14 protein-coding genes are annotated in these 12,769 nt (G+C 53.5%); 8 read left to right on the top strand and 6 right to left on the bottom strand.

Translation table 11 applies throughout. From position 1 onward, the window contains the following. The first annotated feature begins 135 nt into the window (after positions 1 to 135). The 6 genes from rny to P0120_07255 all read left to right on the top strand — a co-directional run bounded on the left by rny (position 136) and on the right by P0120_07255 (position 6,065). A complete protein-coding gene (rny, locus tag P0120_07280; GenBank protein ID MDF0674130.1) occupies positions 136 to 1,716 on the top strand; it encodes a ribonuclease Y in 1,581 nt (526 codons plus the stop codon). After that, entirely contained in the window at positions 1,713 to 2,492 is a 780-nt protein-coding gene (locus P0120_07275; protein MDF0674129.1) for a TIGR00282 family metallophosphoesterase, read from the top strand. The genes rny and P0120_07275 overlap by 4 nt, the downstream gene beginning before the upstream one ends. Before the next feature lie 68 nt (positions 2,493 to 2,560). After that, on the top strand, positions 2,561 to 3,961 hold the full coding sequence (xseA, locus tag P0120_07270) for an exodeoxyribonuclease VII large subunit (GenBank protein ID MDF0674128.1): 1,401 nt from the start codon (positions 2,561 to 2,563) through the stop codon (positions 3,959 to 3,961). Positions 3,962 to 4,019: 58 nt separating this feature from the next. Further along, positions 4,020 to 4,277 carry an exodeoxyribonuclease VII small subunit gene (gene xseB / locus P0120_07265; protein ID MDF0674127.1) on the top strand — a complete coding sequence of 86 codons (258 nt, stop codon included), beginning with the start codon at positions 4,020 to 4,022 and terminating at the stop codon, positions 4,275 to 4,277. Positions 4,278 to 4,332: 55 nt separating this feature from the next. Beyond that, the gene (locus P0120_07260; protein MDF0674126.1) at positions 4,333 to 5,103 is read left to right on the top strand and encodes a TlyA family RNA methyltransferase; all 771 of its coding nucleotides are present in this window, start codon (positions 4,333 to 4,335) and stop codon (positions 5,101 to 5,103) included. A gap of 38 nt (positions 5,104 to 5,141) precedes the next feature. After that, positions 5,142 to 6,065, top strand: a complete 924-nt coding sequence (locus P0120_07255; GenBank protein ID MDF0674125.1) for an SDR family oxidoreductase — start codon at positions 5,142 to 5,144, stop codon at positions 6,063 to 6,065. Positions 6,066 to 6,155: 90 nt separating this feature from the next. Here P0120_07255 and P0120_07250 read toward each other — a convergent pair whose 3' ends face one another. From P0120_07250 to P0120_07225, 6 genes are all read right to left on the bottom strand, one after another. Further along, positions 6,156 to 6,476, bottom strand: coding sequence for a rhodanese-like domain-containing protein (locus P0120_07250; protein MDF0674124.1), 321 nt, complete (start codon positions 6,474 to 6,476; stop codon positions 6,156 to 6,158). A gap of 138 nt (positions 6,477 to 6,614) precedes the next feature. Beyond that, positions 6,615 to 7,583: a site-specific DNA-methyltransferase gene (locus P0120_07245; GenBank protein MDF0674123.1), complete on the bottom strand. Its 969-nt coding sequence runs from the start codon at positions 7,581 to 7,583 to the stop codon at positions 6,615 to 6,617. A gap of 6 nt (positions 7,584 to 7,589) precedes the next feature. Next, positions 7,590 to 8,138 carry a hypothetical protein gene (locus P0120_07240; GenBank protein MDF0674122.1) on the bottom strand — a complete coding sequence of 183 codons (549 nt, stop codon included), beginning with the start codon at positions 8,136 to 8,138 and terminating at the stop codon, positions 7,590 to 7,592. Next, complete coding sequence (locus tag P0120_07235; protein ID MDF0674121.1) at positions 8,138 to 8,359, bottom strand: helix-turn-helix transcriptional regulator; 222 nt, start codon at positions 8,357 to 8,359, stop codon at positions 8,138 to 8,140. The genes P0120_07240 and P0120_07235 overlap by 1 nt, the downstream gene beginning before the upstream one ends. A 341-nt stretch (positions 8,360 to 8,700) precedes the next feature. Then, positions 8,701 to 9,390 carry a leucyl/phenylalanyl-tRNA--protein transferase gene (gene aat / locus P0120_07230; GenBank protein ID MDF0674120.1) on the bottom strand — a complete coding sequence of 230 codons (690 nt, stop codon included), beginning with the start codon at positions 9,388 to 9,390 and terminating at the stop codon, positions 8,701 to 8,703. Between the two features lie 491 nt (positions 9,391 to 9,881). Continuing rightward, positions 9,882 to 10,139, bottom strand: a complete 258-nt coding sequence (locus P0120_07225) for a hypothetical protein (protein ID MDF0674119.1) — start codon at positions 10,137 to 10,139, stop codon at positions 9,882 to 9,884. 602 nt (positions 10,140 to 10,741) lie between these two features. Here P0120_07225 and P0120_07220 point away from each other — a divergent pair. After that, positions 10,742 to 11,692 (top strand): hypothetical protein, encoded by a 951-nt coding sequence (locus P0120_07220; GenBank protein ID MDF0674118.1) that lies wholly within the window; start codon positions 10,742 to 10,744, stop codon positions 11,690 to 11,692. Between the two features lie 324 nt (positions 11,693 to 12,016). Continuing rightward, positions 12,017 to 12,721, top strand: coding sequence for a DsbA family protein (locus P0120_07215; GenBank protein MDF0674117.1), 705 nt, complete (start codon positions 12,017 to 12,019; stop codon positions 12,719 to 12,721). The last annotated feature ends 48 nt before the right edge of the window (positions 12,722 to 12,769 follow it).

Raw genomic sequence — 12,769 nt, 5'->3', positions numbered from 1 at the left:
TTCCGAGCAACACGATTCGCGGTCTCCTGAGCCCCTCCATCTTCACCCCACATCGTGTTCGTGCCCACTAAAACTTGATTTGTGACTAGGCGCCAGGAGCGGCTTGAGCTGGCGTGGAGCCTTTAAGAGAAGGGGGTGACTCCCATTTCAACCTCAATTGTCATGTACATCATGTTGTCGGGGATTTTCGGTGCTGTTGTTGGTGGAGGGCTATTTGCGCTCCTGCGTCGCCGCATGACGGGTGCCAAGCAGGCTGAGGCGGAAGACTTGGCCAAGCAGGTTGTGCAGAACGCACAACGGGAGGCAGAGAATGTTCTCAAGGAAGCCAGGTTTGAAGCCAAGAATCTCGTGTTTCAAGCGAAGTCCGAATTCGAGCAAGAGCAGAAAACCAAGCTTGGCGAGCTTTCAGCGATCGAAAAACGTCTCATCCAGCGGGAAGGAGGGCTCGACGGCAAACTCGCCGCCATAGAGAAGCGCGAGGGTGAGTCCCGGAAGCGAGAGGTGGATTTCGCGAAACGAGAAGAGGGTCTTACGGCCAAGGAGTCTGCCTGTGCCAAGGCCGAACGCGAACATCGCGAGGCGCTGGAGCGGGTAGCCGGGATGACGGCCGATGAAGCGAAGAAACAATTGATCCTCGAAATGGAATCGCAGGCGCGGCTCGATGCCGTCGGCATTGCCAAGCGAACGATCGAAGAGGCCCGTGAGACTGCGGAAAGGGAAGCTCGAGAGATCATTACCACCTCGATTCAACGCGTCGTTCGTGATTATGTATCGGAATCCACGATCTCGGTGGTTCCCATTCCAAACGATGCCATGAAAGGCCGAATCATCGGCAGGGAAGGGCGGAATATCCGTGCGCTTGAAGCGGCGACGGGCATTGATCTGATCATCGATGAAACCCCGGAAGCAGTGATTATCTCAGGATTTGATCCGCTGCGGCGCGAGATCGCCAAAGTGTCGCTGGAACGCCTGATGCAGGATGGACGTATTCATCCCACGCGAATCGAGGAAATCGTCGAAAAGGTGAAGGTCGACATCGATAAGCTGATGTATGAGGAGGCCGAGAAGATCATCTTTGAACTGGGCCTTTCAGATTTTCACCCGGAGTTGATCAAAGTGTTGGGGCGCCTCAAGTATCGAACGAGCTACGGACAAAATAACCTCTATCATGCCCGCGAAGCGTCGTATATTTGCGGCATCATGGCGTCGGAGTTGGGTCTCGATGTCAGATTGGCTCGGCGAGGCGCCTTGCTGCACGACATCGGCAAGGCGGTCAGCCATGAAGAAGAGGGGCCGCATGCCATGCTGGGAGCCGAAATCGCCAAGAAATACGGCGAATCTCCAAAGATTGTCAACGCGATCGCCGCGCATCACGAGCAGGTGGAACCGATCTGTCCGGAGAGTGTCTTGGTGGCGGCAGCTGAGGCGCTGTCGGCGGCACGGCCCGGTGCGCGGCGGGAAGCTCTGGAGTCTTACGTGAAGCGGTTGGAAAAGCTGGAATCGCTGGCGACCGGACACAAGGGAGTGCAGAAAGCGTATGCGATCCAAGCCGGGCGTGAAATTCGTGTCATCGTGAGACAAGAGGACATCACAGATGCCGAGTCGTTCCAGCTTTCCCGTGAACTTGCCAAGAAGATCGAACAGGAGTTGACCTATCCGGGACAGATCAAGGTCACGGTCATTCGAGAAAGCCGATACGTGGAATACGCCAAGTGAAGGTCCTATGTATCGGGGACATCATGGGGGAGCCTGGCCGCCGGGCTGTCGCTCGAACGGTGCCTCGGCTGATCGGACAGCATCGGATCGATGCGGTCATCGCCAATGGGGAAAATCTGGCCGGAGGATTCGGGGTCACACCGGAGTTGGCGGAGGAGCTGTTCGACGCGGGCATATCGGTCATCACCACCGGCAATCACGCCTGGGATAAGAAGGAGGCGGTCGGTTACTTTTCTCGGGAGCCCCGCTTGTTGCGTCCGGCGAATTATCCGGTGGGAGTCCCGGGAAACGGAAGTGTCGTTATTGAAACCGCAGGCGGCGAACGGCTGGCTATATTACAGCTGATGGGTCGGGTGTATATGCCGACGATCGATTGCCCGTTTCAGACGGCAAAACGCGAGTTGTCACGCTTGAAACGGGAGACCTCCGCGATCGTGGTCGATATGCATGCGGAAGCCACATCTGAAAAAATGGCTATGGGTCATTTCCTTGATGGAGAGGTGGTCGCTGTCGTCGGGACGCATACACATGTGCAGACGGCCGATGAACAAATCCTGCCGAAGGGCACTGCGTACATCACGGATATCGGCATGACGGGACCGTTCCATTCGGTGATCGGAGTCAAAAAAGAGCTGGCGATAGAGAAATTCTTGACCGGCATGCCCAGACGGTTTGAAGTCGCCTCGGGGGCCTCGGTGTTTTGTGCGGTGTTGCTCGACCTTGATCCGCGCTTGGGCAAGGCGGTTGCGTTCGAACGGATCCGCCTCATGGATTAGGCGGAACATCGTATGAGGTTCCAGGTGCCCACAATATCATCGGCGCGGTCCTTGACTGCCGCACGGGCTTGATCAGGAGAGGACTCACGAATATCCACGCCCATCCGTCCTTTATTCCTCTCGACTCGACATCGAGGCAGATTCTCACCGTCTCAGAACTGACAACCACGGTTCGGGCCTCCCTCGAAACTCACTTTGCCGAAGTGTGGCTCGAGGGGGAAATTTCGAACCTGCGCGCACCAGCTTCCGGCCATCTCTACTGTACACTCAAAGACCAGACGAGCCAGATTCGGGCGGTAATCTTCCGTTCAGCGGCTGTCCGTTTGAGGTTTGGACTGGAGGAGGGGTTGCATGTCGTTGTGCGAGGGCGACTCTCCGTGTATGAGCCACGCGGAGAATACCAGATCATTCTCGATCATCTCGAACCCAAAGGGCGAGGCGCTCTTCAGTTGGCGCTTGACCAGCTGAAGCGTCGTTTGGAGGTCGAGGGGCTCTTCGATAGAGCGAGCAAACAACCATTGCCGGCGTTTCCTCGGACCGTCGGAATCGTGACCTCGCCGACCGGGGCGGCGGTTCGAGATCTGATCACCGTCTTGCACCGTCGCTGTCCCATCTTGAGCATCATCATCGCGCCTGTCCCGGTGCAGGGGCCTGGATCGGCTGAGCAGATCACAGCCGCGATTCAGGCATTGAACAAACTCGGCGTGGTCGATGTCATGATCATCGGCCGTGGCGGTGGTTCATTGGAGGATCTGTGGAGCTTCAACGACGAAGCCGTCGTACGAGCCATCGTCGCGTCACGGGTCCCCATCGTATCAGCCGTTGGACATGAGACCGATGTGACACTGGCCGACTTTGCAGCAGATGTACGGGCCCCGACGCCGTCCGCTGCCGCCGAAATGGTTGCCCCAGTGTTGACGGGGATCGTTGAGCGGCTGAGCCTGCTCACCGCCCGCTGTCGGCAAGTCGTAAGCTCGCAATGCCTGGAGCAGCATCAGCGACTTGATCTTCTGCTTGCTCGTATGGACAACATCCGGTTTAAGATCCTCAAAGAAGCTCAGCGGGTGGATGGCGCTGTGGCAGGCATGCGAGAAGCAGTCCGCGCCCAGGTGAGACAAGCGATGGTGAATGTGCAAGGATGGACGCAAGCGTTGGTGTCGAAGAGTCCGGCCCTTCAAGTGCATCGAGATCTGGTGATTGTTCCACAGTTGCGGTCGCGCTTGCTCGCTGCCATGAGCCATGGTCTCAAGCGGAAGGCCGAGCAAACCCATGCCTATCTCGGCCGATTTAACGGACTGAGCCCGCTCGCTGTTCTGGGTCGAGGATATGGAATCCTCGAGACCATGCCTGGACGCCGGATCATTCGTGATGCCGGACAGGTCTTCGTCGGTGAAGAGATTCTGGCACGTCTCGCCAGGGGCCAACTCCGATGCACTGTTGAAGAAGTCAGGTTGGATCCATTGGTTTAAAAGCCGACTGAGACTTCGTTATAATGGACTGCGCGTTGGTTTAATGAAGGAGATTGTCGTGGCTGGGGTGAAGTTTGAACAAGCGATGGCCAGACTGGAAGCCATCGTGGGGGAGTTAGAGAAGGGAGATCTGCCGCTCGATGAATCGTTGAAGATTTTCGAGGAAGGTATTCGGTTGTCGAAGAATTGCCTAAAAGTATTGGAAGAGGCTGAACGAAAAGTCGAAGTTCTCGTTCAGGATACGAATGGGAAAAAACAGCTACGCGCCTTCACCTCCGATGACATTGCCGTACCAGGCTCCGCCGAGGATTCATAATAGGTCGTTCTTCTGATCCTCGCTCTCTTCTCAATGTTTCCTCATTTTAATGGTCATGGGTACGAAAGTACGACGCGAGAAGGATCGTTGTGACCAGGTGTTGACGGCTCAGGGATTGGTGCAGAGTCGAGATGCCGCAGCCCGGATGATTCTCGCGGGTGAGGTTAAAAGCAACGGGGCGGTCGTCGACAAACCGTCCAGGCTGATTCCCATTGATGCGGTCATCGAGATCATCGGAGAACGCAAGCCGTTCGTCAGCCGAGGCGGCGAAAAACTGGAGGCGGCCCTGGGCTCCGGCTCGATCGACCCTCAAGGACTGATCTGTCTCGATGTCGGGTGTTCAACTGGAGGGTTCACCGACTGTCTGCTCCAAAGGGGGGCTGCGAGAGTCTACGCGGTTGACGTGGGGTATGGTCAGTTCGATTGGCGGCTCCGGCAAGATCCACGCGTCGTACTGATCGAGCGGACCAACATTCGCTATATGCTTCCTTCTGCCATCCCGGAACCGATCGATCTGGTCGTCATCGATGTCTCCTTTATTTCCTTAACAAAGGTTCTTCCGCCTATCACGCAGTTTCTCAGACCTCAGGCGAACATCATCGCCTTGGTCAAGCCTCAGTTTGAAGTGGGTAAAGGCCAAGTCGGTCGGGGCGGCGTCGTGCGCGATGACGCACAGCGAGAGGAGGCCGCCCAGAGAGTGTTACGGTTTGCGGGGGAGATGGGATTGCAGACCGTGAGGACCGTCGCGTCGCCTGTCAAAGGGAAAAAGGGCAATCAGGAAATATTAGCAATCTTTGAGTACGACACCTCATTTCATGGTATGTAAGGAGACTCATAAGTGCTGGCAGTCAATCAGGAGGGCCAATGAAAGTACTCGTGACGGGCGGCGCAGGGTTCATCGGGTCTCATGTGGTGGACCGACTCGTTGAAGAGGGCCATCAAGTCGTCGTCGTCGACAATCTGGCCACTGGAAAGCGGAAGAACGTCAACCGTGCGGCGAGTCTCTACAAAACCGACATTACCAGCTGGCGTCTTGAACGGGTCTTTCGCAATGAACGGCCCAACATCGTCCTCCACCTTGCGGCTCAGATCAGTGTTCGCCGTTCGGTAGAGGACCCGGTGTTCGATGCGCAGGTCAACGTCCTTGGAACCATGAACGTGTTGCAACAAGCGGTTCGGTATGGTTGCCGAAAGGTCGTGTTCTCCTCGTCCGGTGGAGCGATCTATGGTGAACAGGAGACCTTTCCCGCCGCTGAATCTCACGTCACGAACCCACTGTCACCCTATGGCATCAGTAAGCTGTGCGGTGAACATTATTTGTCCTACTTCCAGCGGACAAGCGGGATTCCGGTAGTCTGTCTACGGTACGCCAACGTGTATGGACCGAGACAGGACCCCGAGGGAGAAGCAGGCGTCGTCGCCATCTTCATCCAAAAGATGTTGAACGGTGAACAGCCCATTATTAATGGAAATGGGCGACAAAGCCGTGATTTCGTGTTCGTCGATGATGTGGCTGAAGCCAACCTGGCCGCCATGGGGCAGAATGCGCACGGAGTTTATAACGTGGGAACGGGTATCGAAACATCCGTCAATGAGTTGTTCCGGATGATTGCCGGTCTGACCGCTGCGAGTGCCAAGGAAGTGCATGGTCCGGCCAAATCCGGCGAGCAGATTCGCAGTGTGGTCGATCCGTCGAGGATCAAACAAGAACTTGGGTGGGAGGTTAAGGTGGACCTTGCGGAGGGGTTAAAGCAGACCATCGAATTCTTCCAGGGAAAGAGCAGATAGCTGGGCCCATCAGGCCGATCTCTACTTGCACCACAGACGAGGCCGTCAGCATTCAACCGACAGCTCTTCCCGCGTCGGTATATGATCGGATCAGTATCGGGGAACTGCTCCATCAACCTGGACAGACCAGGCATCGATCCCGCCGATCAGGTTCTTCACGTTAGAAAATCCCTGCTGTAGCAGGAACCCTGTCGCATCTCCGCTTCGCATCCCATGATGGCAATAGGCGATAATCTCGGTAGTCCTGTCCAACTTGGAGAGGGAGTTAGGCAGCGTGCCGAGCGGAATGAGGATAGAGTTGTCCAGCTTGGCGAGTTGGTTTTCCCAAGGCTCGCGCACATCCAGAAGCACCAACTTATCCCCTTTATCGATTCGAGCCTTAAGCTCTGTCGGCGTAATGGTAAAGCTCATGTCATGTCCTCCTCATAGCCAGGATGAAATCATAAGCGACCGAGGAAAAGGCTGTCAATGCGCGGCTATCTCAATACAGCAATAACAGTGTTTGCTAAAGATTCATTTCGGAAGATTAGTACCTTGGATTTGGTTGGATCAGTACCCTGGTAAGGTAAAGGCCTCGTCAGTGGCTTGTGGACTAACATTGTCCTGTGTCGGGAAAAGTGCAATCTGATCTGACCCAAGTTGTTCAAAGCGCGCTTGACTTGCCTCGAGATAGTCTTGGCGACTTTCAATAGCTATCCATTTTCGCTCCTCTCGCTCCGCTGCCTCGCCGGTTGTATTGCTCCCCGCAAAAGGATCCAGCACTAAGTCTCCCGGGTCCGTTAGAAGCCGAATAAAAAAAGTCGGGAGCTGTACAGGGAATCGAGCAGGATGAGGTTGATAGCCGAGTCTTTTGCAGGCCTCAAGGTAAACACCATTGGCGTCATTGTTCCCAAGCATGAGAAAATTTGGCGGGATTGAGCCTTCACGCTCAGTAAATTTAGCTGTAATGTTATGACCCGAAGGCCGTTTCTTTGCTTTATACCCTTTCCTAATTAGCCGGAGCATGTCCGGGCTATACTCCTGAAGGACACGCTGGTTATTTGCCTTAGGCCATGCCGTTTTGCTCAACCACCACAAACACTCCACAGAGTCCTTCACTCTTAGCTTTCGCACGTTAACCCACTCTGCAGGAGCAGGAAGTTTTGCAGGATTATACCAGTACATTTCTTGCGCCAAATGAAAGCCCAACTTGTGAACCAATGCTAAAAGAACCTCGAAATGATACAACGATCTTGTTGGTTTGCCCGGTGTCCAGCTTCCTCCAATATTAAGGACAAAACTTCCATCGTCTTTCAGGACTCGGTGAATCTCTGCGGCGAAAGGTAAGAACCAGGAAACATAGTCTTGCTGTGCAACGTTGCCGTACTCTTTCTTGAAATGCAGTGCGTAAGGAGGAGATGTCATGACTAGGTTGACTGTAGACTCTTCAAGCTCTTTCATAGCAAGAAGAGAATCTGCCACGATGGCGCTGCCAAAATTAGTAGTGTAAAGAGGACGACGCATAGCTTCTACAATCACGCTAAATCATTTTGTGTACTCAGTGATACTTGCCAAGACAGATACGAGATTTGTGGACCACGGTGTTGTGACCGCCTTCGGTACCGGCTGCATGATTTGTAAGAATTGTGGTTCATGTTCACGCCGAGCCAATGCTGCAGTTGATGCAAAAAGATACGTCCATTCATGTGTCTGATTGAACAAACAGGTCGCTAATACATCAAACTCGTCTACTTTATATCCTCGTGCTGGTCCACCACCAATCGCATTTCGAGTCTTTTGAATCTCGACTTTGTAACCTGGCGGATCTCGGAAAAGCCCTTTGCTTCTGACATTCTTACATTCGATTCTGAGTTGCCTGCTTTTGAACGTAACAATGAAATCAGGCTGACCATCTTTGTCCTGCCAGAGACAGTCTTCAATGGTTCCGTCCTTCACGAGGTTTTCGAGCACTTTGTTCAAGAAATACTCAGCGAGCTTTCCTTTAACGTCAACCTGCGCCCGGAATCCTCGTTGAATCGCAGACATAATGTCCCAGGCGGAAGCGTTGAATTGATCCTCTAGAGGATGACGCATCAGCGTCTATCCTCTGATGGAAAGAACGCACTGATTTGGACGCCAAGCGCATGGGCAAGATCAGCGATAACTTGAAGAGTGACATTTCGTTCACCACGCTCGATCCCGCCAATGTAGGTCCAGTGACGGCTTGCTCTTTGCGCAAGCTCCTCCTGGCTCCAGCCGCGCTTAATGCGCAGCTTCCTGACCTGAAGTCCAAACCTTTCCTGTGGACTTGCCATGGCAGTATGGATGCCATGGCACAGACTTTCAGTCTAGAGACTATGAGTATTACTAGTCAAGAGATCAGTCTGCAAAGAAGCGACCTCGATTAACCTCGTCTTCGCTCACGCAATAGCTCGCGTGTCACTGATGTTGGCACTTCAACATGCCACAGCGCCTACGAATAGACTGCTTCGTGATCGGCCGAAAGAGAATGCCATCGCCGCGCTCGATGAAGCATACCTTCGTGCCTGACCTGATGCCAAGCCTTCGACGGAGCCGAGCTGGAATCACAATCCGACCTCTCGTCGCTACATACGCAACGTCCATAATTCCTCAGTGGTGAAAATGCTTCCAATGGTCATGGCTCGTCAAATTGCCATCGTCCCCGTCGGTTGGGAAGGGTGAGCGCCTGGTTGAGATGTTTGATAAAGTCCGACCGTGGAACTTCCTCCGCGCCGAACCGCATGACATGGGGCGAAGATTGTTGGCAATCGATGAGGCTAAAGTTCCAGGCCTGAAGCTGACGCACGAGCCGGACGAGCCCTACCTTCGAAGCATCATCGACTCTGGTAAACATCGACTCGGCAAAGAAGGCGCCTCCGATCGCCACGCCGTAAAGCCCGCCAACCAGGCGACCATCCTGCCATGTCTCGACGGAATGGGCATAGCGAAGTTCGTGCAAGCGTGTGTAGGCATCCAGCATGTCACCCGTGATCCACGTTCCTCCCTCCGGATACTGCGGGCGCGGCCCCGCGCACTGTTCTATGACATTTCGAAAGCTGGTATCGAGCGTGACGATGAACAGATCTGAGCAAAGCCTTCGCTTGAGGCTGCGCGAAACATGGAGCTTGTTGGGAAACAATACGGCGCGAGGATCTGGCGACCACCAGAGGATCGACTGATCGTCGTTGTACCAGGGAAAGATGCCCTTTCGGTATGCTGCGAGCAACCGCTCCGGGCTCAGATCTCCGCCTACGGCAAGCAGGCCTTCCGGAGATGCTCGATCAACCGAGGGGAAACGATGATCGTCCCGATTCAGGCGAAACATCACCACGTACGATACGTGAGGCGGGGCAAAAAGACTATACCGTGGGAAAGAGGTGTAGCAGGTTAGGCTCAACTTGGTATTTGGTGTCTGCTATCGACCCAAGCCAGTCGATCATCGAATTGAAAAGCGGCCACTCAGTGCCTACGTGTTGCGGTAGGTGAGGTTCTCCGTTCGCTGGACTGCGTTGACCAGGCGACGGCACACAGAGGGTTGTCCTTAGCGAGGAGGCCCGTGAGTGCGAGGAAATCCGTGATATGGTTGTGAGCCTTCAACAGACCAGCCTGGAAGCGGCGCACCACGTCCTCGCCAGCAAGAGGACGGGGTAGTCGAGCTGCATGGTCGAGTTGTTTAGCCATCAGCTCCCGCCTCACCTCAAGAGTCGTAGTAGGCCTCCGGAAAGTTGGGCTTCAGCCGGATCGCCTTAGTGTAACAGCCTATCGCTTCTTCCGGATCGACCGCATTAAACCCTTGTTCAAACCAACCTTGAGCGATTAACTCCTTTCGTCATATCGTAGGCACGGTGGCAGCTGCGGTCTGCTGGTTTTCGTGGCCTGTTGCACGAATACGGAGACCGGGTGCAGCAGGGCACCGAGCGGCACCTTCAGGAACTTCTTATGCAACCTGGTCATGATCGCTCCAAGATATTCCTCTGGAACGGTCGTGCCGCGGTAGCGCGTCAACGCGGCTAACTGGCCAGTCAACTTCGATGCGATCGTGGTACTTCTCTCTCCTGTCCGATTGCTTAACAAGTGCGTGTCCGAACACAAAATACTCGGAGATGATTGTGTGCCATAACATCTCGTAGCCTTCATTGCCATTAACAGACGGTCTGAAAACCTTCCAGGCCCGCCACCCTGGTCCACCGCTTACTAAACATAACGATATAAATAACGCTGCATAATAGACCATGGAACGCAGCATTCATGCGGTGTTTAGGTGCAAATGCGGCAATATTTTGCACGTCGTGTTTAGCAAGCGGCCACAGCACTTCGCACTGCAGATGTTGTCAAAGATCTGAGGTTGGAGCAGGAGAAACTACATGACATGAGCAACCCCTCGGACTCTCTGCACATCGGGACGTAAGTATCTAACTTGATACAGTCACACGCACAGATAGATACAGAAGGTCGGGTTCTTGGAGGCCATCATTCAGACAAGATGAGATGAAACCAAGAGTTTGCACCAAAAGATTTAATGGTCTGGGAATTGCGTCTAGAGGGATCGAAGATAAGGCGCTAATTAATGGTGACGAAATTCAAAAGGAATCTTGAACGTCATTAGAATGGTGCCGCTTCTGTTCGGCACCTGGCAAAAACCAATAACAGGACAGGGAATACAAGGAGGTCGTGGCATGAGGAATTTCATTTTTATATTAGTACTGTTGAGCGTGCTGGCAACGACGGCACATGCAAAACAATTTGAAGTGGAAAACTGTGATTCCTCTGCTATGGGGGATATCAATTGGGCAGTTGACTTCATAGATAAAAACATCGACGAAATGCTTTCGCAGGCTTCGTTTATACCCAGCAAGTACGGAGATGATATCAGAAAAAAATGGCCAACTTCGACACTCAAGTGCTCGACAAAGAAAAAATGTGACGGGGACGTTCTTGGTTACCATCGAGGGGGAAACAAAATAAACCTGTGTTGGGATGAGATACGGGACCAGTCAACGACTCGTTGTGATTTGGTTGGGATTATCATGCATGAAAAGGCACATGCGGCTAATGTTCCGATCGAAAAAAAGCATAACGACGCAAATGAGTATGCGTATGTGCGAACAATAGATCTCGTCTATCGCTTTGATGATGTGGTGGAAAGGGTTTGTTTAGCGCCTTCAGCAACGTCAGCAACCGGGGCTTCGATTGTCGAGTCTGGAGGAACCTCAAGGCTTGCGTTGGGGGAGCATTGTTCAACCAATACACAATGTGACTCAAACAATTGCGGAGCCGGAGGAGTCTGTGTTTGTAATGATAACAATGATTGCGGTTCAGACTCGCGTTGCAAGAAGCGAATCGGAAAAAATTACTGTGTGCCTACAGGGGGAGACTTTGGGGATTATTGCGAGAAGAATTCAGACTGTAGCATGGGAAAGTGTGAAAAGAAAAGTTGCGTCTGTGACAAGGATAAGGATTGCACAACGCTATTAGGTGACACCAATTTTCGTTGCGCAAAGCCAGGGCTCGGCTTCGGCAAGAACTTTTGCCAGGCCACATCTGTGGCAAACGGTGGAGCTTGCCAACGAGACTCCGATTGCGACAGCGATAAATGCAAGAAAGATAAGTGTGAAGCCAAGAAATAGTAGTCCATTGCTTTGAGGGAGATCGGTTCTGTCATTAACGGAAAAGGAGGTTTCATGACACACCCGAGGAATTTTGAATTGTGTCCCTCGATCTATTCAGCAGGTAGTGCTCCGGATGCAGATTATGACGAAGAGCCTCACTTGTTGGGGAACAGCATCAGTGGCTCGGCATCTCATGAATCATCTCATCACATTTCTCTGATGCCGACATGGAGCGATCAACCCGAGCGAACCAATGAAGAGGCCTTGATGCATAGGCGGAATGCGCCTTCGACGCCAGCAATCCTGAAGCTAACTCTGGCAATCGTGTTCTCATGTGCCAGCATGTTCTCCTCACTGGCCTTCGGACAATCCACGAACCAAACGGCAGATCCAGCATGGCGGCAATCGGTCGAACAGGTGATCGAGTCATATATTCGGTCACATCCCGAGATGATTGAGCAAGCGCAGCAGGCGCTGGAGGCAAAGCGGCAAGAGGAAGAGAAAGTGCGAGTGAAAGAGGCCATTGCCACGCATCGGCGTGAGTTACTGCACGATCCTGCGTCGCCAGTAAGCGGCAATCCTGCCGGTGAAGTGACGGTGGTCGAGTTCTTCGATTATCGCTGTGGGTTCTGTCAGCGAGCCGCAGGATCGGTCACACAGTTGCAGAAAGACAACGCGCGCGTACGCATCGTGTATAAGGACTTCCCTATCTTGGGTTCAGACTCTGTGCAAGCGGCAAAGGCGGCATTGGCGTCCCGATCGCAAGGCCGACATCAAGCATTTCATGAAGCGCTTCTCGCTGCGAAGGGCAATCTGACGAAAGCGGAGATACTACAGATCGCCAACGTCGTAGGCTTGGATACCAAAAAGCTCGTGGCCGACATGGATAACCCAGAATGGCTTGCAATCATCGAGCGCAACCGGGCACTTGCAAGCGATTTGGGTATCACTGGTACCCCAGCGTTCGTGGTGGGCAACGAGTTGGTCCCTGGCGCCATGGATCTGGCAGCGCTCAACGAACTCGTCGAACGAGCGCGTATACGATAATCAGGCTGTGCGCAGATGATCAATGCTAAGGCACTGGGCGTTCTTAAA

Source organism: Nitrospira sp. (genome assembly GCA_029194675.1).
Taxonomy (GTDB): domain Bacteria; phylum Nitrospirota; class Nitrospiria; order Nitrospirales; family Nitrospiraceae; genus Nitrospira_D.
The sequence above is the reverse complement of the archived record's forward strand: the minus strand, read 5'-3'. Positions and strand labels throughout refer to the sequence as shown.

Bases quoted from the DNA above. Each gene is read 5' to 3' on its own strand.
- P0120_07250 (MDF0674124.1), bottom strand. From the start codon at position 6,476: ATGAGCTTTACCATTACGCCGACAGAGCTTAAGGCTCGAATCGATAAA.
- P0120_07240 (MDF0674122.1), bottom strand. From the start codon at position 8,138: ATGCGTCATCCTCTAGAGGATCAATTCAACGCTTCCGCCTGGGACATT.
- P0120_07235 (MDF0674121.1), bottom strand. From the start codon at position 8,359: ATGGCAAGTCCACAGGAAAGGTTTGGACTTCAGGTCAGGAAGCTGCGC.
- aat (MDF0674120.1), bottom strand. From the start codon at position 9,390: ATGTTTCGCCTGAATCGGGACGATCATCGTTTCCCCTCGGTTGATCGA.
- P0120_07260 (MDF0674126.1), top strand. From the start codon at position 4,333: ATGGGTACGAAAGTACGACGCGAGAAGGATCGTTGTGACCAGGTGTTG.
- P0120_07220 (MDF0674118.1), top strand. From the start codon at position 10,742: ATGAGGAATTTCATTTTTATATTAGTACTGTTGAGCGTGCTGGCAACG.
- P0120_07255 (MDF0674125.1), top strand. From the start codon at position 5,142: ATGAAAGTACTCGTGACGGGCGGCGCAGGGTTCATCGGGTCTCATGTG.
- P0120_07215 (MDF0674117.1), top strand. From the start codon at position 12,017: ATGTTCTCCTCACTGGCCTTCGGACAATCCACGAACCAAACGGCAGAT.